Origin of the sequence: Bacteroides sp. B1-V-101 (assembly GCF_023656585.1) — a bacterium.
Lineage (GTDB): Bacteria > Bacteroidota > Bacteroidia > Bacteroidales > Bacteroidaceae > Bacteroides > Bacteroides thetaiotaomicron.
Window position 1 is genome coordinate 58,424 of sequence record NZ_JAMOKH010000007.1, and the last position, 22,351, is coordinate 80,774.

The following is a 22,351-nucleotide window of genomic DNA, read 5'->3' on the forward strand; positions in this document are numbered from 1 at the left end:
TCTTTTCTTTCATACATTTCTGCAAATATAAACAAACATCTTGCAAAAATAAGCACAACATCACATTCAAAAAGCAGCTACTTTTGCATCAATTCATATAAATAATAAATAAAACCATGAACGAATTATTTAGTATTGCCGGTAAGGTAGCTGTAATTACCGGAGCAGGTGGTGTGTTGGGAGGAAATATCGCCCAGCACTTTGTACAGCAGGGAGCAAAAGTTGTAGCTATCGACATCCGTCAGGAACAACTGGACAACCGTGTAGCAGAACTTAAACAATATGGTCAGGATATTATCGGTATTATTGGAGACGTGCTGGACATCGCCAGTCTGGAAAAAGTAGCGGAAGAGATTGTTGCCCAATGGGGACAGATTGATATTCTGTTGAATATTGCCGGAGGCAACATGCCGGGAGCCACTCTTGAATCGGATCAGAACTTCTATGATATGGACATTTCCTGTTGGGAGAAAGTGACCAGTCTGAATATGAACGGTACAGTCTATCCGTCTATGATCTTTGGTAAAGTGATGGCAGAGCAGAAAAAAGGTTGCATTATCAATGTGTCTTCTATGGCTGCTTATAGTGCCATCACCCGTGTGCCGGGGTATTCGGCTGCAAAAACAGCTGTAGCTAACTTTACACAATGGCTTGCCAGTGAGATGGCTCTGAAATATGGTGACGGCATCCGTGTAAATGCCATTGCTCCCGGTTTCTTTATCGGCGATCAGAACCGTCGCGTACTTATCAATCCGGATGGCTCGCTGACTGACAGAAGCAAAAAGGTTTTAGCCAAGACACCGATGAACCGTTTTGGTGATATTAAAGAATTGAACGGTGCCGTACAATTTTTGTGTAGCGAAGCTGCCAGTTTTGTAACCGGTGCAATGTTGCCTTTCGACGGTGGATTCAGTGCATTCAGCGGCGTATAAAGAGAAGAAACTATGATGGAAAAAACATGGAGATGGTTTGGCAAGAAAGACAAGATTACCTTGCCAATGCTCCGGCAAATAGGTGTGGAAGGGATTGTTACAGCTTTGCACGACATACCGAACGGAGAAATATGGACAATAGAAGCGATTAATGATCTGAAATCCTATATAGAATCATACGGACTGCGCTGGTCTGTAGTAGAAAGTTTGCCCGTATGCGAAGCGATCAAATATGGTGGGTCAGAACGTGAACAGTTGATAGAGAACTACAAAGTAAGCCTTACCAATCTAGGTAAATGTGGAATAAAAACTGTTTGCTATAACTTTATGCCAGTCATCGACTGGATACGTACAGACTTGCAGTACCTCTGCCCTGACGGTACTAGCTCATTGTATTATGACCGTATCCGTTTCGCCTATTTCGACATGAAGATACTGGAACGGGAAGGGGCTGAAAAGGATTATACGGAAGAAGAACTTCATAAAGTTTCCGAACTGGATCAAGTGATCACCGAAAAAGAGAAGGATGATCTGATTGATACCATTATCGTTAAGACACAAGGATTTGTCAATGGGAACATCAAAGAAGGAGACAAAGAACCGGTCGTCCTTTTCAAACGGTTGTTAACTTTGTACAAAGATATTAACCGTGACATCCTGCGAGAAAATATGTGTCACTTTCTTTCTGCCATTATGCCGGTTTGCGAAGAATACGGAGTGAATATGTGCGTGCATCCCGACGATCCTCCATTCCAGGTTCTTGGTCTTCCTCGTATCGTCACCAATGAAGAAGATATAGCCTGGTTCCTGAATGCAGTAGACAATCCGCACAACGGACTGACATTCTGTGCAGGTTCCTTGAGTGCCGGCGAACACAATGATACCCGCGAATTGGCAAAGAAGTTTGCTAAACGTACGCACTTTATACACCTACGCAGCACAGCCGCCATGCCGGGTGGAAACTTCATTGAAAGTTCTCACCTGGCAGGAAGAGGACATATCATTGACCTTATCCGAATCTTTGAGAAAGAAAATCCGGGATTACCTATGCGCATTGATCACGGGAGAATGATGCTGGGAGATGAAGACAAGGGGTATAATCCAGGCTATTCTTTTTATGGACGTATGCTGGCACTGGCGCAAGTAGAGGGTATGATGACGGTAGTGGATGATGAAATAAAACGTCAGATGAAATTATGATTCTCTTTCACCAGACATTGATGCAAAAAAGAAGGGAGAAGTCATATTTAACATCTCCCTTCTTTTTATCTATCATAGCAATAATCAATTTCTCTTTGAAACGATTTATTTCTTTTGTCCTTCTTGGAAATCCGGTATACGTTTTACATCCGCACCTTTCATTACACCTTTTTTAATTGCTTCATTGGTTTCTGAAATTTCTTTCTTAACACGCTTATAATATTCTTTAGTCAGTCCTTTCTCCACAGCTTCAGACTCTGTAGCCGCCCAGAAGTACTGGTAATCCATCAGCATCAAGTCAGGAGCAACCACCTTAAAGAAAATACTATCTCCTTCAAATTTTTCACGTAAATCACCTAAATAAATAGTGTCTGCCGGATTTACTTCTTGTGTACTTGCATTTTTTTGTGAACTACTGCTACCACAAGAGGCTAACAATAAGCCTCCAAATAACGAAATAAAAATTAATAATTTCATATATCTATCATTTATAATATAAAACATGCTCAACGGTTCAATTATCAGGATCAGAATATCATCCTGTAACAGAGTGCACAAAAATAGTAATTTATAATATCATAATGATCATTTTTCTGTTCTTTTTCTATATTTTCCTACAAATTACTTGAGTAATACGTTAATTACTCCCTAAAAATGCTTCACACATACTTATATCATATCACCACTTTATCTATCCCTTTCTACTTTTTCCAATCGGAAAGCACTGAGACATAACTTTTGTCCGGCCTTGTCAACACGTAAACGCAATACACAGGCACCAGCCGAAAGTGAAAGTTCGCCAAGTTTTGTTTCTTTCCACTTTTTAGAAGAAGGGATCGAAGACGAGATTTCTAATCCCTGATCAGAGGCCATTGCTACATGTGAAGAGGAATTTGCCGAATAAGTAAGATAAACAGCGTAAGCTCCACTTTTAGGGATATTAACAGTATAATTCATCCACTCGCCGTCTTCTACCTGAACCACTACGTATTTATTATCTATTTTCTGTAATTCAACTGCTCCATCCGGACGATACTCATTTCCACGTACTGTCCCTATATTATGATAGGTATGCCCTTCAGGATTTTCTGATATACAATAATAATCATAATCAGCAGCCAAAATTGTACTGGGCAATTGATGCAAACCGGAAACTCGCTTACCTGTAGAAAAAGTAACCGGATCACCTGCCATCCAAGGGGTCAGTCGCTTAGTTAAAGTCCCCCAACCAGTCCACTCATAAAACCAATTCGGGGCTACTCCCCAATTCTCACATCCATAACGTTCTATCATATAATCACGATAACGCTGTAACCAGGTATATTTTTCAGCCGGTAATCCACTACGCACCGCATAATGTGCCAATGCCATTTCTCTGGTTCCTCCTGTCCCGGCAACATCTCCCCGTCCATGAGAGGAGATATTCACAGACTCCCAACGTCCGCTACGACTTTTTATCTGGAGATATTTCCCGTTATCAAATGTGACTTCATTCATATCCTTTGTTAATCCTGTTGGCTCCCAAGGTGTTTCCTGTTTTTTGTAAGATTGAATACTTGACAGGTTATAACGATAACTCCATTCTAGCCCGAGCAATAAACGATTGTCCAAACTACTATATAAAGAATCCCCCTGATTCCATGCCATTTCTGCAATAGCAACATAATTGTGCAACCCGGCTAATACATGTCCCTGATCACGACTAGATTCCTGACACTGACCATTAGGATAAATATAATATTGAAGCTGTTCGTCATAACCATAATCCTGAATATCATTCTTCCGTTGTAACAATTTATAATCAATCATAGTAGGAGAAACATGAATGGGTTGATCGCTGGAAATAGCCGGTCCTGAAGGATATGGCAAATCATCTTTACGATGTTTCATTCCCAGTAAATAGCGATAAGCACGGTCATACATTATCTCATTATCAAGATAGATAGCCATTGCCATCATACTGCGTGCTGCAAACAATCCTTGATTACCGAAACGCGCTGCATCAAAATTATAGATATTCCAATAAAAAGTTACTCCATTTTTTGTATCATCCAGATAATTAGCATATTTAGCAGAATAATTTTCCGTATTACTATACCCCGGATAAACCAGCATATCTTTGAAACGTTGCTGATCTTGCCGTGTCCATCCAGAATAATCTCTCATCATTTCAGCCGCATCAATCAACAAATAAATTTTCCCATTATCCAACGGTCCTGTACCACGGCTACTAGTATTAGTATAATAAGAATTTGCATTCAAATATTCTACAGCCTTACGTGCATAGGCTTCTTCTCCTGTCAAGTGCCAAAGAAGAGCTAAATCATGAGCACGACGCCCATCCACCCCGATTGTAGCATTAAATCGCCCTTCCTTTATTTGCTCTCCACGATTCACCACAGGTGCATCAAGTGATGAATAAGAAGACTCCTTCAATTTCAAAAAGGTAGAATAATAAGGTTCTTGTCTGGCCTCTACCATTGCTTTCATACGATCGAGGTCACCTTGCGTATAAGTAATACCCGGATGAACAAAACGACGTTGTGACTGAGCTACATCACTTGTAAAAACAATATTTTCCACATGAGGTCCTACATATATGCGTGCCATATCTGAAGTCTTATACCACCGAGGTTTGTCCGGCATATTATCATCAATCAATTTTCCATTTATTTTCAAATTTTCAAAACGTATGTTCTTTACCTTACGTTTTTCATCATATCCTTCAATAATAGAAAGTTCCGCATTCTCTCCGGTATAGGATATATTCTTAAACAATACGTTCTCAATTCCTCTTCCGGGAGCAGTACAGTATTTTTCATTATAAAAGATACGTAAATTGACAAGTTGCCCCTGACGGAAATTCTCAACACGGATGTCCTCAAAATGAACATTGCGTATTAAATTGTTATCACCTGCATTAATAGCCATACATCCTTGATAATCGACTTGTTTCTCTCTATGATCCAATATATCAATATTAATATAATTCAGATCTTCCAAAACTTCGGGAGCTTTAGAATTACCATGAATTCCAATAAAAATAGGATGGGCTACATCTGCCCAAAGAGTGGAATTCTGCATTGTTATATTCCGACAACCTCCTTCAAATCCCAAACGAGTGCCATAAACAGTTGTACAATCATCTGAGTTACGGCAGAAGACACCATCAAATAATACGTTATTGCTCGCAAAAACATTCATGCCATCTCCCCACCCATAATAACTAATACTTTTGACATTACGGATAGTAACATTTTCCGACCCTCCTGTCGCACATTGAGTAGCAACAATTCCTTCTACATAGACATCTCGGGAATTCGCAATACGAATACCTCCTTTTATAGAATAATCGATAATTCCTCTTCCTAGCAATTTTACATCATGTACGTTTTCGATTAGGACACGCCCCATTAAAACAGCTCCTCCTGCCAGATACACAGTCTTACCAGATGGCACTCTCAATTCCCCATTTTTTACTGTATGTATTCCAGGACCAAAGTAAATTACTTCCGGATTATCTTTGTCCGGAATCGTTCTTTCCGGAGATCCTGTAAATAAGTGAAGATTATGAAAAATATCCCCATTTACTTCTACTGACAAATTTCGAGGATGCTCTAATGTAAAAGTTACTGTATTACCATCGATCTGAAATGGGATATCATACGAGAGAGGACGGACTTTTGCCGTCTGTACTTCTCCCAAATTATAGGTTACGGCTACTTCCACTTTTCCTGTAAAATCAAAAATTGCCATCGAAGCATTTTCTACATAATGTCGTGTATCTCTTACCTCATCCACCTTAATCAGATAAGAAGATAAGGTATGCCAGACTCCATCTTGCAAACGGACCTTAACCGTAAAATCACTATTTAAAGCAACTCCTGCGGGAGCCTTCCAGGTTGCAAGCGTGTCTTTAGCAAAGATACAAGTTGCACCACCTAATAATGCAGCTAATAATAAGAACCAATATTTCTTCATGATATTACCGAATAAAATTCTTTTATAGTATTACGAACAATAAAGACGATTCACCTATTCTCTATCAAAGATATTTATGAAAACTCGCAAAACAACAATCGTTCAATTAAAACAATGATATGTTTATTCATCTAACAATGATTCTTATTGTACAGCCAACAACGTCAATTCGGTGGTTATTCCGGATTGCACCGCTTTTCCGTCAATCACCATCTTACAGGGGGCAGAAGAAAGAATATACCATTTTCCCTGCTTCTTTTCGAGCAGCACATTAGCAGCCTCCGAAGTCTGGATACTGATACCGGATGCAATCAGTTGCGTTCCGTTCCCTATAAACAGCGTCCGGTTTCCCGCATATTCGTTACTGATTACGGCATAGTCCGCTTTCACTTTCATTCCCTGATAGGTTGCGGTCTGCGACGAATCCGTCAAAGAGAAAATATGGTCAGTACGCCCGTTTTTACTTTCCACACAGATACCGGCAAAGTCTTTCAAACCGGGCTCTTCCGCATCGAAGTAAGAGACAGATTGAATAGCCGAAGGCTCTTTCTGCGTACTTGGTTCATAAACAGCAACAAAAGGACGGTTCCATGCTTCTCCATGCTGCCGGGCAACGAAGGTGAGCGTAGGCTGCTCCTTTATATTATAAGGCATATGGGGAGTCCGGCTCAATCCTTCGGTCATCGGTGCCAGTGCGGTGAACACTTCCCGTTCCGGTTCTCCTTTCATCCAGAGATTCATGGAAATGTCATCTCCGCCTTTATCCTTCATGTCGATGGTAAAAGTCACTTTCACATCCTGATCGGTGGCAGCCACTTTCTTATCATATAAGTAGGAATAAGCATAAAGATGGGCACCTGCGAAAGCTAGCTCTTCAGTAGGCTGCAAATTCAAATCCGTGCCGTCGGCAGCCGTTAGTGTCATTGTCTGACCTAGATTATGGTAGAAATAATCGTGCATTTTATCGCCTCCCCGTTCTTTCCGGCTGCGGAATACATCCACATAATACCCTGTCTCCGGACCGGTAGTAACAATGCCCATCAGTCGAGTCTGATCCGCCCTGCTCTCCGGCTCACGGAAAGCTACCTGACTATAGGTGACGGAAGTAAATCCTTTACCCGGTTCCGCCGAAGCCGGAAAACAGGAAAGCAAATCGAAAGAATGATTACTTTTCATCACCGGATAACTGGAAATGCCATCTACACAAACCGTATTATGGCTGGGGAATTGAGAGTAATATTCCGCATAGTCCAGACCGCTATACAAGAAAAGTCCGATACCCGCATCCGGTCCCAGCACATATCCTTTTCCGTAAAGCTCCATCGAAATGCCATTCGCGTGCATATGATTGCCTTCACTTGCGTTGAGAGAAATCATCAGACTGTTGCGCGGATGCATCCCGTTGCGCTGTACCAGCCACGATACGTTGGGAGCATAGAACAGAGGAGATACATAATCCTCGATTTTCCCCGCCTCCACCTTCGGGTCCAACACTAACGGCTTGTCCTCAAAGAAGGAGTTGACAGAGGCCCGTACATTCTTCTTGCCACTTTTTTCGCTGCCTTCCTCCGGATTCAGACATTTCAGCAAAGCGGTGAAGTAACGTTCCTGCTCTTTCTTTCCGTTTGCCTGCGCATTCTGTATCATCCGGATAAAGAAGTTCGTACTTAAGTAACTTGGATGCGTATCTCCGAAACCACAGATCATCCGGTTCGGAAAAAGATACTGCGGAGTAGTCGCTACTGCTTTTGCCAGCACAGGCATTGCCTTTACCAAGTCATATTGCAGATTGTGGTCAAACTGATGGGCGAAGTTCGCGTAGTCATTGATGACTACACTGCTGTATCCCGGACATTCCGCCCATATACCCGTTTCGGAGTCAAAGCCGTAATCGGCCAGCTTGGTCAGACTCCACTGGCGGATGCTCGAACGGTTCATAACGTAGTCAATATAGTATTCGCGTCCTTTCCCGTCCGCATACTCTTTATTATCTTCCAGCACCAGTCCCACGTTCATGATATATCGTGCCTGCAATAAATCCCAGTTGTTATGGGGGACTCCGTTGGCGATGATATTATCCGCCCATTTCTTCAATGCACTGGCATAAATCATCATCTTATCCGGATAGTTAGATTGCAGATAATGATAGAGGAAGTCATACAAAGGGACAACGATATGCAAAGCATCCTCATGGATCACTTCAAAAGAAGTCAGCCCCACCAGTGTCTGCTGATGCCCGTGATTCAGGTCAACAGGAACATTTCTGTAATAGATTCCCGTCATATAAGTATCGAAAACACCGGCAGCCAGTCGGGCATACTTTTCCTCTCCCGTCATCCAATAGAGGAAAGCGGCGTCACGGGCAATTCCCAGAATCTCACAGTTCAGACTTTCAATATTGCGTCCGGTCTTGGACGGATGCACACTCTCCAGCGGACGGCCTTCCAGGGCATTGTTGCAGAAAGTCACGTTTCCTTCCGCACTATCGTCATAAGGTACTACATCTTCCAGCTTAGGTCGACCGTGCGTAGCGGCCGTCCCTCGTGTTCCGGTATAGCGAACCGTCGGGGCAGGCGCCTTCTCGCCTCCGGCATGGTCGAACACCTCACCTTTCACGTACACTTCCGTTGCATGCGACTTCCAGTACATGGCCAAACGGGATAATAACCAGTCCGGCTGACTTTCCGTACGTCGTGTATATACTTCCGTCCGTTCTTTCAGCTTGTTAAAGACATCTTGTGCCCATGCTTCCTTCTTGATCAACTTCCATGTTTCTTTTTTTCCTTCCGGGGTAGTCAGTACTCTCGGATGATCCTGCGGCATCTTCTCCGGCAACGGAATCTCCTGCCCGTGCGCATTCAGGAAAAAAAGCACACATAATCCTAACAAAATTCGTCTCATACTTCCATTTCTTATTTACGTTTGCTACGTATTTAATACGAAAATAAGGAATAATTTACCTAACTGGTATCAGAAAAGCTGTTTTTATTTTCAGCGGTACGGACTGCCTTCATACTCCGGACATTCAAGTATACTCAAAAAGATAGCCTGCAAGCATACCACTTACAGGCTATCACAATCCCCTTTTTTCCCTTTGTCTCAGGGAGGCAACTTACGTTTCCCCGTCCCCGCCGGAACCTCTCGCTGTACATCCTTGCCATCGAGCTATATAAAACTCATACAAGGAGCATTTCCCCATTCAGACACAGTACCGACAGGTCCCCATAAGCCACTCCACAATGTTCTTGCGAATCTCCCCAACTATCGTTGGATTCATATGGGTATCCGCCCTTTTTCGATGCGAAGATAATTTTTTTATGCTATTATTATAGTTAACACTGTCTATTAAAAGTGTTAAAAATAAAGATTTCATACCATACTTCCGCAAGCCGGCACCAAAGAAGAATATTTATTTTCCCTAAACAAAGCGCTAATTCCGAACAAAGAATTATATTTGCAGAAATCTAACAATTCTGATACTTATGAAAATACTATCTATCCATGATTTGCAAATAATCAGGAAGAGAGCGGAGCACCATCTTTCATTGCGCGAAGAAAGTAATGAAAAGGTTTCCGAAAAATGTTGCGGGCTGGCGTCCGGAACAACACACCTCCAGATTCTTATTTGCGGAGGTACCGGTTGTAAAGCCTCTTCCAGTCAGGGCATCACTGAAAATCTTCAAAAAGCCATCGAAAGAAACGGGATTACCGACAAAGTAGACGTCATCACAGTAGGCTGCTTCGGCTTCTGCGAAAAGGGCCCCATCGTTAAGATCATTCCTGACAATACGTTCTATACCCAAGTCACTCCCGAAGATGCGGAAGAAATCATCAGCGAACACATCATCGGAGGACGAAGAATCGGACGGCTGCTCTACATAGACCCGAAGACCGAGCAAACCGTCAGCGACTCCAAACACATGGACTTCTACCGGAAACAACTCCGCATCGCCTTGCGCAACTGCGGATTCATCGACTCCGAAAATATAGAAGAATACATCGCCCGTGAAGGATACTTCGCACTGGCCGACTGTCTTCTCAACAAACAGCCTGCCGACGTCATCGACATCATCAAACGCTCCGGACTGCGGGGACGTGGCGGTGGCGGTTTCCCCACCGGCTTGAAATGGGAATTTGCCAGTAAGCAGGCATCGGACGTAAAGTACGTTGTCTGCAACGCCGATGAAGGAGACCCCGGCGCCTTCATGGACCGCTCCATTATGGAAGGCGACCCGCACTCTATTGTAGAAGCGATGTGCATCTGCGGTTACTCCATCGGTTCCTCCAAAGGACTGGTCTACATCCGCGCCGAATATCCGCTGGCCATCAACCGGCTCAAAAAAGCGATTGAGCAAGCCCGTGCATACGGATTACTGGGAGACCACATCCTGGGGACAGATTTCAGCTTCGACATAGAGATCCGTTACGGAGCAGGCGCGTTCGTCTGCGGCGAGGAAACCGCCCTCATCCACTCGATGGAAGGAAAACGGGGAGAGCCGACCCTGAAACCTCCTTTCCCCGCCGAATCCGGTTATCTGGGCAAACCGACCAATGTGAACAATGTGGAAACCCTCGCCAATATTCCCATTATCCTGACCAAAGGCGCCGAATGGTTCGCCTCCATCGGAACAGAACGCTCCAAAGGCACCAAAGTCTTCGCTCTTGCCGGAAAGATCAACAATGTCGGACTGATCGAAGTACCGATGGGAACTACCCTGCGGGAAGTAATCTACGAAATCGGCGGAGGCATCAAAGGAGGAAAGAAATTCAAAGCCGTACAGACAGGCGGCCCGTCGGGTGGCTGTCTGACGGAGAAACATCTGGATACTCCCATCGACTTCGACAACCTGCTGGCAGCCGGTTCCATGATGGGATCGGGAGGCATGATCGTGATGGACGAAGATGACTGTATGGTATCCGTCGCCCGTTTCTATCTCGACTTTACCGTCGAAGAATCCTGCGGTAAATGTACCCCATGCCGTATTGGCAACAAGCGCCTGCTGGAACTGCTGAACAAGATAACGGAAGGACGGGGCACGGAAAAAGACCTGGACACGCTTGCCACCCTCGGACGGGTGATAAAGGACACGGCACTCTGCGGACTGGGACAGACGTCCCCGAATCCGGTACTGTCTACCCTCGACAACTTCCGTGACGAATATCTGGAACACGTCAGAGACAAGACCTGCCGCGCCAAACAATGCAAGTCCCTGCTGACCTATACCATTAATCCGGAACTTTGTATCGGTTGCCACCTGTGTGCCAAGAATTGTCCGGCGGATGCCATCAGCGGCTTGGTACGCAAGCCTCATGTCATCAACCCCGAGAAATGTATCAAGTGCGGCATGTGCATGGCACGCTGTAAATTCAAAGCTATTCTTGTCTGCTAAAATCTACTGCTATGGAAGAAAAACAAATTACCCTCCAGATAGACGGTCACTTTATCACCGTACCCGAAGGAAGCACGATCCTCGAAGCCGCCTGTAAAATCGGCATCAACATACCTACGCTGTGTCACATCGACCTGAAAGGAACCTGTATCAAGAACAATCCCGCTTCCTGCCGCATCTGTGTAGTCGAAGTGGCAGGACGTCGCAATCTGGCTCCCGCCTGCGCTACCCGTTGCACGGAAGGAATGGTAGTGAAAACCAGTACCCTGCGCGTGATGAACGCCCGGAAGGTGGTAGCCGAGCTGATCCTGTCCGATCATCCCAACGACTGCCTCACCTGTCCCAAATGCGGCAACTGTGAACTCCAGACACTGGCGCTGCGCTTCAACATCCGTGAAATGCCGTTCAACGGCGGCGAACTTTCTCCCCGCAAACGGGAAGTGACCTCCTCCATTGTGCGCAACATGGACAAGTGCATCTTCTGCCACCGATGCGAAAGTGTCTGCAACGATGTACAGACAGTCGGCGCACTGGGAGCCATCCGCCGCGGATTCAACACAACGATAGCCCCTGCTTTCGACAGAATGATGAAGGACAGCGAATGTACCTACTGCGGTCAATGCGTAGCCGTATGTCCGGTAGGCGCACTGACCGAACGGGATTACACCAACCGCCTTCTGGACGATTTGGCCGACCCCGATAAGATCGTAATTGTCCAGACTGCCCCTGCCGTACGTGCCGCCCTGGGAGAAGAATTCGGCTTGCCTCCCGGCACACTGGTAACCGGAAAAATGGTTTACGCCCTCCGCGAACTGGGTTTCGACTATGTATTCGATACCGACTTTGCCGCCGACCTCACCATCATGGAAGAAGGTTCCGAAATCCTGAACCGACTGACACGCTATCTGGACGGAGATAAATCCGTCCGGCTTCCGATCCTGACTTCCTGCTGCCCGGCTTGGGTAAACTTCTTCGAGCACCACTTCCCGGATATGCTGGATATCCCTTCTACCGCCCGTTCTCCACAACAGATGTTCGGCTCTATCGCCAAGTCTTACTGGGCAGAGAAAATGGGAATCTCCCGCGAAAAGCTGGTAGTTGTCTCCATCATGCCCTGTCTAGCCAAGAAATATGAATGTGACCGCGACGAGTTCAAAGTAAACGGTGTCCCCGACGTCGATTACTCCATCTCCACCCGCGAACTGGCACGCCTGATAAAACGAGCCAACATCGGCTTTACCCTCGTGCTGGACAGCCCGTTCGACAAGCCTATGGGAGAATCGACCGGCGCCGGTGTCATCTTCGGTACGACGGGTGGTGTCATGGAAGCCGCCCTGCGCTCCGTTTATGAAATCTACACCGGACAGCCGCTGAAGAATGTCAACTTTGAACAGGTACGCGGACTGAGCGGCGTCCGGCGCGCCACCATCAACCTGAACGGATTTGAACTGAAAGTAGGCATCGCACACGGACTAGGCAACGCAAGGCACTTACTGGAAGATATACGAAACGGACATAATGAATATCATGTCATCGAAATCATGGCATGCCCCGGCGGCTGCATCGGAGGTGGCGGGCAACCGTTACATCACGGCAACTCGGACGTTCTCTACGCCCGTGCCAACGCCCTTTACCGGGAAGATGCCAACAAACCTTTGCGCAAATCTCACGATAACCCGTATATTCAGAAACTGTATGAAGAATACCTCGGCAAACCGCTGGGTGAGAAATCGGAAATGCTCTTGCACACGCATTATTTCAACAAATCGATTGATTAACTTTAAACAAGTACTATTATGTCAGATATCAAACTAGCCTGCGATGTGGTGGAACAAGTCAAGACGATTTGCGACAAGCACGGGAACAATGCGGGCGAATTAATCAATATTTTGCATGAAGCGCAACATCTGCACGGCTATCTGCCCGAAGAGATGCAACGGATCATAGCCTCCAAACTCAGAATCCCCGTGTCGAAAGTCTACGGAGTTGTGACATTCTACACCTTCTTTACGATGACTCCCAAAGGAAAGCATCCGATTTCCGTCTGCATGGGCACGGCGTGCTACGTACGTGGTTCGGAGAAGTTGCTGGAAGAGTTCAAGCGGGTACTCGGCATCGAAGTCGGAGAAACCACCCCCGACGGAAAGTATTCGCTGGATTGCCTGCGCTGTGTAGGCGCCTGCGGACTGGCTCCGGTAGTGATGATCGGCGAAAAGGTGTACGGACGACTGCAACCGGTGGATGTAAAGAAGATTATCGAGGAACTGGAATAAGTCTCCCCCGCCCTTCAAAAGAGGATGTGACGTATCGGGTACCCGATATGTCACGCATCTTCTTTGGGGTCGTATCCCCACTTCACATAAACCGCTCCCCAGGCAAACCCCGCACCGAATGCGGTAAATATCAGATTATCGCCTTTCTTCAGTTTTTTCTCAAAATCCCAGATGCAGAGCGGAAGCGTACCGGCACTGGTATTGCCATAACGTTCGATGTTGACCATCACTTTCTCGGACGGTACTTCGAGCCGTTGCGCCACAGCGGTAATGATACGCTGGTTAGCCTGATGGGGAATCACCCAATCAATATCCTCCTTAGTCAAGTGGTTTCTGGCGATAATAGCTTCACAGGAATCCGACATATTCGCTACGGCATACTTGAATACCGTGCGGCCTTCCTGATAAATATAATGCAGATGATGATCCAATGAATAATAGGAAGGAGGACATACGGAACCTCCCGCTTTAATATGCAGGAAAGGCAGCCCTTTACCATCCGTTCTCAGCACCGAATCCATGATGCCGACCTCTTCCGTAGTAGGTTCCAGCATAAAAGCGGCCGCACCGTCGCCGAAGATAGGGCAAGTGGCACGGTCCGTATAATCGATTACGGACGACATCTTATCAGCACCTACAATAATAATCTTTTTATATTTCCCCGAACGGATAAAATTCGCTCCCGTTTCCATCGCATACAGGAAACCGCTGCAAACCGCCTGCATATCAAAAGCGAAAGCATTCTTCAGTCCCAGTCTTTCGCACAAGATAGATGCCGTTGAAGGAAAACGATAGTCCGAAGTAGTAGTGGCGACAATGACCAGATCGATATCATCGGGATGACTCTTTGTGCGTTGCATCAACTGCTTGGCGGCCTTACGGGCCATATACGAAGTTCCAAGCCCCTCTTCATTCAAGATATGTCGTTCTTTTATGCCGATACGCCCCATGATCCATTCGTCGGTGGTATCCACCATTTTAGAAATTTCATCATTAGTCAGCACATAATCGGGCACATATCCCCCGACCCCAGTAATTACCGCATTTATTTTATCCATCAAGTCTATTTTCAGAATTACAAATATGTGATATCTCAAAAAAATATCGGGCGCAAATATACAGAAAAGAGAATGATATACAAGAGAAGAGTACTAGAAATACCAGACACTTTGACCTATGAAAAGAACTTTTGGCTAAAGAACGAGAAGTTTTGACTAAATTTCAGATTCAGCGGAGAGAGCGGGATTCGAACCCGCGATACACTTTTGGCGTATACACGCTTTCCAGGCGTGCCTCTTCAACCACTCGAGCATCTCTCCTTTCAAAAAACTCAATAAACACTAAGAAAACGCTCCCGTTTTCGTTTCACGACATCGGAGGCGTCGCCCTCCATAAAAACAAAAAAGCAGCCCAAAAGCTGCTTTTCAGCGGAGAGACAGGGATTCGAACCCCGGGTACCTCGCGGTACAACGGTTTTCAAGACCGCCGCAATCGACCACTCTGCCACCTCTCCAAAACTTCCTTGTCAGAAGTGCTTTTCGTTAAAAGCGGTGCAAAGGTACGAAGATATTTTAAACTTGCAAGAGTTTTCACTAAAAATTTAATCTAATCTTTTCCTAAGGATAGCAATTAATAGGTATTTTATGTTGAAAAGCATAAAATAGAGCATATTTATGCTGATTATATGAAAAATGATTGTAACTTTGTGCGCTCTAAAGAATAGGATAACTACAACCTCTAATTTTATCATTTTATGGAATTAAACAATATCTTTAAAGACGGTCTTTGGAGCAGCGAAATCAACGTCAGAGATTTCGTAAGTCATAACATCACTCCGTATTACGGAGATGCTTCATTCCTCGAAGGACCTACAGAACGTACCAAAGCCGTATGGAACCGCTGCCTCGAAGCGTTGGCAGAAGAAAGAGAAAACAACGGTGTCCGCTCATTAGATAATGTTACCGTATCAACCATCACTTCCCACAAGGCCGGATATATCGACAAGGAAAACGAACTGATCGTCGGCCTGCAGACAGACGAACTTCTGAAACGTGCCATCAAGCCTTTCGGAGGTATCAATGTAGTCAGCAAAGCCTGTCACGAAAACGGCGTGGAAGTGGACGACCGCGTAAAAGATATTTTCACTCACTACCGCAAGACGCACAACGACGGAGTATTCGACGTATATACGGAAGAAATCCGTTCCTTCCGTTCGCTGGGATTCCTCACCGGACTTCCCGATAATTATGCACGCGGACGTATCATCGGTGACTACCGCCGTATGGCTCTTTACGGCATCGACCGTCTGATCGAAGCAAAGAAGGAAGATTTGCACAACCTCACCGGTCCGATGACAGAGGCCCGCATCCGTCTGCGCGAAGAAGTGGCAGAACAGATCAAGGCACTGAAAGACATGAAAGTGATGGGCGAATACTACGGTCTCGACCTGAGCCGTCCCGCTTACACGGCACAAGAAGCCGTACAGTGGGTATATATGGCTTACCTTGCCGCCGTCAAAGAACAAGACGGTGCCGCCATGTCACTGGGTAACGTTTCCTCCTTCCTCGATATCTATCTGGAATATGAACTGAGCAAAGGAACCATCACCGAATCGTTCGCGCAAGAGCTGATCGACCAGTTTGTCATCAAACTGCGTATGGTCCGCCACCTGCGTATGCAATCATACAACGACATCTTTGCAGGCGACCCGACCTGGGTAACCGAATCTCTGGGCGGACGTCTCAACGACGGACGTACCAAAGTGACAAAGACCTCCTTCCGTTTCCTGCAGACATTGTACAACCTCGGCCCTTCACCGGAACCGAACCTGACCGTACTCTGGAGCCCGGAACTTCCCGAAGGATTCAAAGAATTCTGTGCAAAGGTTTCTATCGACACTTCTTCTATCCAGTACGAAAACGACGACCTGATGCGCGAAGTACGTCAGTCCGACGACTACGGAATCGCCTGCTGCGTATCATATCAGGAAATAGGCAAGCAGATTCAGTTCTTCGGTGCCCGTTGCAACCTGGCCAAAGCCCTGTTGCTTGCCATCAACGGTGGACGTTGCGAGAATACCGGTACAATCATGGTGAAGAACATCCCCGTACTGACCAGCGACACGCTGAAGTTCGAAGAAGTAATGGACAACTACAAGAAAGTGCTGACCGAAATCGCCCGCGTATATAACGAAGCGATGAACATCATCCACTATATGCACGACAAGTATTACTACGAGAAGGCCCAGATGGCTCTTGTAGATACGAACCCGCGCATAAACCTTGCTTACGGTGTTGCCGGACTTTCCATCGCACTCGACTCACTGTCTGCCATCAAATATGCGAAAGTAACTGCCCGCCGCAACGATATCGGCCTGACAGAAGGCTTCGACATCGAAGGAGAATTCCCTTGCTTCGGTAACGACAACGACAAGGTAGACCACCTTGGCGTAGACCTGGTATACTTCTTCAGCGAAGAATTGAAGAAATTGCCAGTTTACAAGAATGCCCGTCCTACCCTCTCCTTGCTGACTATCACTTCCAATGTGATGTACGGCAAAAAGACCGGTGCTACTCCCGACGGACGTGCCAAAGGTGTTGCCTTCGCTCCGGGTGCCAATCCGATGCACGGACGCGACAAGAATGGTGCGATCGCTTCTCTGAGTTCTGTAGCGAAACTTCGTTACCGTGACTCACAGGACGGTATCAGCAACACCTTCTCTATCGTTCCGAAATCACTGGGTGCTACGGACGAAGACCGTATCGAGAACCTCGTAACGATGATGGACGGTTACTTCACCAAAGGTGCCCACCACCTGAACGTAAACGTACTGAACCGTGATATGCTGTACGATGCCATGGAGCATCCGGAAAACTATCCGCAGCTGACTATCCGCGTTTCCGGCTATGCCGTAAACTTCGTGAAGCTGAGCCGCGAACACCAACTGGAAGTTATCAGCCGTAGCTTCCACGAACGTATGTAATCTATTACTCTATATGATGATAAACGTACATTCATACGAAAGTATGGGAACATTCGACGGGCCGGGCTTACGGCTCGTCGTTTTTCTTCAAGGATGCAACTTCCGCTGCCTCTATTGCGCCAATCCGGATACGATAGCAGGAAAGGGAGGCACGCCTACCCCACCGGAAGAAATCGTCCGCATGGCAATGAGCCAGCGCCCCTTCTTCGGGAAACGAGGAGGAATCACTTTCTCTGGAGGCGAACCGACGTTTCAGGCGAAAGCACTCGTCCCGCTGGTCCGCGAACTGAAAGAAAAAGGCATCCATGTCTGTCTGGACAGCAACGGAGGACTTTGGAACGAAGACGTAGAAGAATTATTCAGACTGACCGATCTTGTGTTATTGGATATAAAGGAATTCAACCCTAACCGCCATCAGACGCTCACCGGAAGAAGCAACGAGCAAACCATCCGCACGGCCGCCTGGCTGGAAGAACAGGAGAAACCTTTCTGGCTGCGTTATGTGCTAGTGCCCGGATACAGCGATTTTGAAGAAGACATACGCGCACTGGGAGAAGCACTCGGAAAATACAAGATGATCCAACGGGTGGAAATACTGCCTTACCATACACTGGGCGTACATAAGTACGAAGCGATGGGACAGGAATACAAGATGAAAGGGGTAAAAGAAAATACCCCCGAACAGCTTGAAAAAGCTGCGGAGGTATTCAAAGAGTATTTCACTACGGTGGTAGTTAATTAATGGAGAATTCTCCAATGACCTCAAAGCAAGGGCATTCTTTAATCCGTTCCCAAGGATCTACGATCCCATTATAGTTGGTGTCGGGACTTAAATCCCGATGCCCTACTACTTTAGCTTCCGGATAACGCTGCAACAATTCGTGTACCAAGCGATGTAGCGCCTCCTTCTGACGGGGTGTACGCGTATCCGCCGCTTTTCCATTCTCATCCAGACCGCCCTCATAGCATACACCTAAGCTGATCGCATTGTAGCCACGTGCATGAGCTCCGACCGTATCTTCATCCCGCATCGGCTCAATCTCGCCCGACTTGCGTATATAATAATGATACCCCCAGCACGAAAAGCCACGATAACGGTGAGCCGTATCCACATCCTTTGCCGTAAAGTCGCAATCGACACGGGTGGCGGAACAATGGATCACAATCAGACTAATCTTTCTCATGTTCCTTTTCCCTTTCCGTCGTTTTCACTTTGCACACCTCCTTACAAGTAGTATGATAACGCACTTCTCTCACCACCCTGTCCCGCTTTCTCTTTCCGAAGAAAGGAATCAGATACATGATCACATCTAAAATCCGGTTTACTATTTCTTTCATCTTATCAAAATATTAAGTGGTAGTTATTCTAATTCGTTATTACCTTGACCCGTCTGCCAATTATACCGTAGGGTCCGGAGCCTCTTCATCGCCGGAGCCATCACCACCGGAACCGGGGTTCTTGTCAGGGTCTTCTCCCCCGTCATCGCCCGCACCCGCCTGCGCCACCGCACGAGTCAGCACTTGCTGGTAACTCAGAATCTTCATCAACTCCGCCAGCGTTTTACCGGGGCGGAAAATAAGATGCGCCCCCTTAATCATCGAACCGGAAAATTCCTTGACCGATGCCGCACCTTCACTGTTCAGTCCTATCTGCAAACTGCCCAAATCGCCCAGTCTCGCAATTCTTCCTGCCTTCAACGCACGCTTCACTTCGTAAAGAATACCCGAAATAGCCGCACGTACATCCGTTTCCGTACAAGTAGAACGACTGGTGATCGCTTCGCACAACTCTTCAAAGTCCAACTCTCCCGACGCCTGCGCCTGTGCATAATACTTTGCCGGTTCGTTCTTTTTTGCAGGATTCTTGCGCGGCACCACTGAATAAGATACTGTCATTGCCATAATAAAATAATTTTAAAGTTTATAATACATAGGATGCATCCCTTTCTTGTTAACAGCACAAAGATAAGGGTATCCGGACAAGCCATATTCCCCAACGAAGTTTCTTGATTCCCAACGAATAAAAACGAAGTCAAACCTTTGAAAAACAAGGATTTTTTTTGTAACTTTATAGCATAAAACAAGAAGAAAACATCATGAATTACAAAGAAGATTCTTTCCTTATCCGCACCTATACCAAAGCGGAATTGGCTCACCTTTACAATCCCCATGTCTGCCTTAAAGTTGCTTTACAAATACTTCGTCGTTGGATTATTTACAACCTCCCTCTCCTGCACGAACTCGAGCAGGAAGGTTACCGCGCACGCAACCGTCTCCTTTCGCCGAAACAAGTGGCAACTATCATACACTTTTTGGGCGAACCGTAGTAACTTATTGCCATTTTACACAAAGTTCCTTTACACATTTCCGCAAAGAAGTTCCTTTGCATCGACAAACAATAATCAAAATAAAAATGAAACATTTCACCATATTTCAAGATTTCTACTACGCAATAGCAGAGATGACCGAAGAAGAAATAGTGTCCACTATCGGCAGTTTTACCTACCGGGAAAAAGTCGAAGAAATACGCCGCATCTTTGCAGAGCAAGGAGAAAAGGCTGCCAATGAGAAGAAAAAAGAATTGCCGGCAATCGCCTTCTCCGCCAGCTACCGAGGAAGGCGTACCAAAGTGAACCTCGTCAAATATCTGGGACACATCGTGATAGACATCGACCATCTCAGCAAAGAAGAATTGGCACGCATCCTCCCTATCATCAAGAGATGCAATTACACCCGCATCGCCTTTATCAGTCCCAAAGGGATGGGCGTGAAAATCATAGTGCGTGCATGCCATCCGGATGAGACATTGCCCGAAACCCTTCAGGAAATAGAAGACTTCCATCATGCAGCTTACACCAGACTCGTTTCTTTTTACACCGAACTCTGTCGGATAGAAATCGACACCTCCGGTCAGGATGTGGCACGCACTTGTCTGTTCTCTTACGATCCGGAGATTTATTTCAATCCGAACGCTGACGCTTTTCTTGTAGATCAACCTCAGGCATCCTACAAGGTTTCAAATCGTAAAAATCTCTCCGGCAGTAAACAACAGACTCCTCCGGACGGCCCCCCGAGGAATGAAGACACAGCGCTCAACGCCCATTCCGCCAACGCTTCTCTGGTGCTGACTTTAACCTACTATCACAACAAGTCCGAAAAATACATAGCGGGCAACCGGAACAATTATCTGCACCATCTCTCATGTACCTTCAATCGCTACGGCATTCCGCAGGAGGAAGCATCCGCTTTTATCAAAAGCCAGTTTACAGACTTTCCGGCAGACGAGACAGTCTCTTTGATCAATAGCGCCTACGCTCATACCGACGAATTTAATACCTGTAAACTGAATGGCACGCAGAAACGAATATTACGGATAGAGCAATATATCAGCGAGCACTACGAAACACGCTACAACGAAGTGCTGCATATCATGGAATATCGCAGAAGGCATCCCGACACCGAGAAACCGGAGCCTTTCCGCATCTTGGATGAGATGATGGAAAACAGTATCTGGATAGAAATCAACGAACTGGGATATCCCTGCACTGTCAAAACAATCGAAAATCTGATTTACTCCGATTTCAGCCAGTCGTATCATCCCATTCGCGAATATTTCGAATTACTGCCCGAATGGGACGGAACCGACTATATCCGTATCCTGGCGGATAGTGTCCAGACGAGTCATCAGGAGTTTTGGGCGGAATGCCTGGAACGTTATCTGGTGGCGATGTGCGCAGCGGCTACTCAGGAGAATATTGTCAATCACACGGTACTTCTGCTATGCAGCGAGATACAGAACATAGGAAAGACTACCTTTATCAATAATCTCCTGCCTCCCGAACTGCGTGCTTATCTCTCTACCGGACTAATCAATTCGAACAATAAAGATGATTTAGCCAAAATAACGCAGGCCATGCTGATCAATCTCGACGAGTTTGAAGGGATGAGCGGTCGGGAACTGAATGCATTCAAAGATTTGGTAACGCGCAAAGTGATCAGTTTCCGTCTGCCTTATGCACGCCGTTCGCAAAATTTCCCTCATACGGCCTCCTTTGCAGGAACCTGCAACTATCAGGAAGTGCTTCACGACACGACAGGCAACCGGCGTTTCCTTTGTTTTCATCCTAATTCCATCCAATTTATTACCATCAATTATGCGCAGCTCTATGCTCAGATCAAATATCTGCTGAATAAGCCGGGATACCAATACTGGTTCACGCAAGCGGACAATGAACGGCTTGAAGAGAATAACGAGGCTTTCATCTTTCATTCACCGGAAGAAGAAATGGTTCTTACGCATATCCGCAAGCCGGAACGTTTCGAGAAGGTTTATTATCTGACTGTCAGTGAGATTGCGGAACTAATACGTGAGCGTACCGGTTATCAGTATTCCATCGGATCAAAAATACAGTTGGGGAAGGTGATGACTAAGCACCATTTTGAATCTAAAAAAGGAAATAACGGGCGCCGATATGCCGTATTTATTATAGATATCGAGCAGGTAAAATCAAACAGGCTGTATGAATAGAAGCGGGAAAGCCCTGTGAATATAGATAAATGCAGAGTCATCTTGACAGATACTCTGCATTTATT

General features: G+C 46.1%; 16 protein-coding genes and 2 tRNA genes. 9 read left to right on the forward strand and 9 right to left on the reverse strand.

Translation table 11 applies throughout. The annotated features are described in order from the left end of the window. The first annotated feature begins 116 nt into the window (after window positions 1-116). Entirely contained in the window at window positions 117-932 is an 816-nt protein-coding gene (locus tag NBH01_RS07615) for an SDR family oxidoreductase (protein ID WP_225679501.1), read from the forward strand. A 12-nt stretch (window positions 933-944) separates the two neighbouring features. Then, complete coding sequence (gene uxuA / locus NBH01_RS07620) at window positions 945-2,132, forward strand: mannonate dehydratase (protein WP_080974017.1); 1,188 nt, start codon at window positions 945-947, stop codon at window positions 2,130-2,132. 105 nt (window positions 2,133-2,237) lie between these two features. On the opposite strand, the gene NBH01_RS07625 is transcribed toward uxuA, so the two are convergent. The 3 genes from NBH01_RS07625 to NBH01_RS07640 form a co-directional block, all read right to left on the reverse strand. After that, window positions 2,238-2,609 carry a hypothetical protein gene (locus tag NBH01_RS07625; protein ID WP_008766743.1) on the reverse strand — a complete coding sequence of 124 codons (372 nt, stop codon included), beginning with the start codon at window positions 2,607-2,609 and terminating at the stop codon, window positions 2,238-2,240. Window positions 2,610-2,819: 210 nt separating this feature from the next. Then, on the reverse strand, window positions 2,820-6,113 hold the full coding sequence (locus NBH01_RS26660) for an alginate lyase family protein (protein ID WP_080979771.1): 3,294 nt from the start codon (window positions 6,111-6,113) through the stop codon (window positions 2,820-2,822). A gap of 144 nt (window positions 6,114-6,257) precedes the next feature. Then, entirely contained in the window at window positions 6,258-9,014 is a 2,757-nt protein-coding gene (locus NBH01_RS07640) for an endo-acting ulvan lysase-like protein (RefSeq protein WP_143919848.1), read from the reverse strand. Window positions 9,015-9,595: 581 nt separating this feature from the next. Here NBH01_RS07640 and nuoF point away from each other — a divergent pair. The 3 genes from nuoF to nuoE are packed head-to-tail and all read left to right on the forward strand — an operon-like array spanning window position 9,596 to window position 13,776. Then, window positions 9,596-11,503, forward strand: a complete 1,908-nt coding sequence (gene nuoF, locus NBH01_RS07645; protein ID WP_225679499.1) for an NADH-quinone oxidoreductase subunit NuoF — start codon at window positions 9,596-9,598, stop codon at window positions 11,501-11,503. Window positions 11,504-11,514: 11 nt separating this feature from the next. Then, window positions 11,515-13,281, forward strand: a complete 1,767-nt coding sequence (locus NBH01_RS07650; RefSeq protein WP_225679497.1) for an NADH-dependent [FeFe] hydrogenase, group A6 — start codon at window positions 11,515-11,517, stop codon at window positions 13,279-13,281. A gap of 18 nt (window positions 13,282-13,299) precedes the next feature. Continuing rightward, the gene (gene nuoE, locus NBH01_RS07655) at window positions 13,300-13,776 is read left to right on the forward strand and encodes an NADH-quinone oxidoreductase subunit NuoE (RefSeq protein WP_008766748.1); all 477 of its coding nucleotides are present in this window, start codon (window positions 13,300-13,302) and stop codon (window positions 13,774-13,776) included. A 50-nt stretch (window positions 13,777-13,826) separates the two neighbouring features. Here nuoE and NBH01_RS07660 read toward each other — a convergent pair whose 3' ends face one another. From NBH01_RS07660 to NBH01_RS07670, 3 genes are all read right to left on the reverse strand, one after another. Beyond that, the gene (locus tag NBH01_RS07660) at window positions 13,827-14,834 is read right to left on the reverse strand and encodes a beta-ketoacyl-ACP synthase III (RefSeq protein WP_008760442.1); all 1,008 of its coding nucleotides are present in this window, start codon (window positions 14,832-14,834) and stop codon (window positions 13,827-13,829) included. A 173-nt stretch (window positions 14,835-15,007) separates the two neighbouring features. After that, window positions 15,008-15,095: transfer RNA gene (locus NBH01_RS07665), tRNA-Ser, on the reverse strand. Between the two features lie 109 nt (window positions 15,096-15,204). Beyond that, window positions 15,205-15,289: transfer RNA gene (locus tag NBH01_RS07670), tRNA-Ser, on the reverse strand. Window positions 15,290-15,529: 240 nt separating this feature from the next. Between NBH01_RS07670 and pflB the strand changes: the two genes are divergently transcribed. Further along, window positions 15,530-17,758: a formate C-acetyltransferase gene (gene pflB / locus NBH01_RS07675; protein ID WP_225679833.1), complete on the forward strand. Its 2,229-nt coding sequence runs from the start codon at window positions 15,530-15,532 to the stop codon at window positions 17,756-17,758. A gap of 16 nt (window positions 17,759-17,774) precedes the next feature. After that, a complete protein-coding gene (gene pflA / locus NBH01_RS07680; RefSeq protein WP_032813866.1) occupies window positions 17,775-18,500 on the forward strand; it encodes a pyruvate formate-lyase-activating protein in 726 nt (241 codons plus the stop codon). Here the strand turns inward: pflA and NBH01_RS07685 are convergent. The 3 genes from NBH01_RS07685 to NBH01_RS07695 are packed head-to-tail and all read right to left on the reverse strand — an operon-like array spanning window position 18,493 to window position 19,660. Further along, complete coding sequence (locus NBH01_RS07685) at window positions 18,493-18,942, reverse strand: N-acetylmuramoyl-L-alanine amidase (RefSeq protein ID WP_008766752.1); 450 nt, start codon at window positions 18,940-18,942, stop codon at window positions 18,493-18,495. The two genes, pflA and NBH01_RS07685, sit on opposite strands and share 8 nt — an antisense overlap. Further along, window positions 18,929-19,096, reverse strand: coding sequence for a hypothetical protein (locus NBH01_RS07690; RefSeq protein WP_022470308.1), 168 nt, complete (start codon window positions 19,094-19,096; stop codon window positions 18,929-18,931). Before NBH01_RS07690 ends, NBH01_RS07685 begins: the two co-directional genes overlap by 14 nt. Window positions 19,097-19,156: 60 nt before the next feature. Continuing rightward, on the reverse strand, window positions 19,157-19,660 hold the full coding sequence (locus NBH01_RS07695) for an HU family DNA-binding protein (RefSeq protein ID WP_074857210.1): 504 nt from the start codon (window positions 19,658-19,660) through the stop codon (window positions 19,157-19,159). 194 nt (window positions 19,661-19,854) lie between these two features. Between NBH01_RS07695 and NBH01_RS07700 the strand changes: the two genes are divergently transcribed. Beyond that, window positions 19,855-20,085, forward strand: a complete 231-nt coding sequence (locus NBH01_RS07700) for a DUF4248 domain-containing protein (RefSeq protein ID WP_008760437.1) — start codon at window positions 19,855-19,857, stop codon at window positions 20,083-20,085. An 86-nt stretch (window positions 20,086-20,171) separates the two neighbouring features. Next, window positions 20,172-22,286 (forward strand): virulence-associated E family protein, encoded by a 2,115-nt coding sequence (locus NBH01_RS07705; protein ID WP_165360432.1) that lies wholly within the window; start codon window positions 20,172-20,174, stop codon window positions 22,284-22,286. Window positions 22,287-22,351 lie beyond the last annotated feature (65 nt).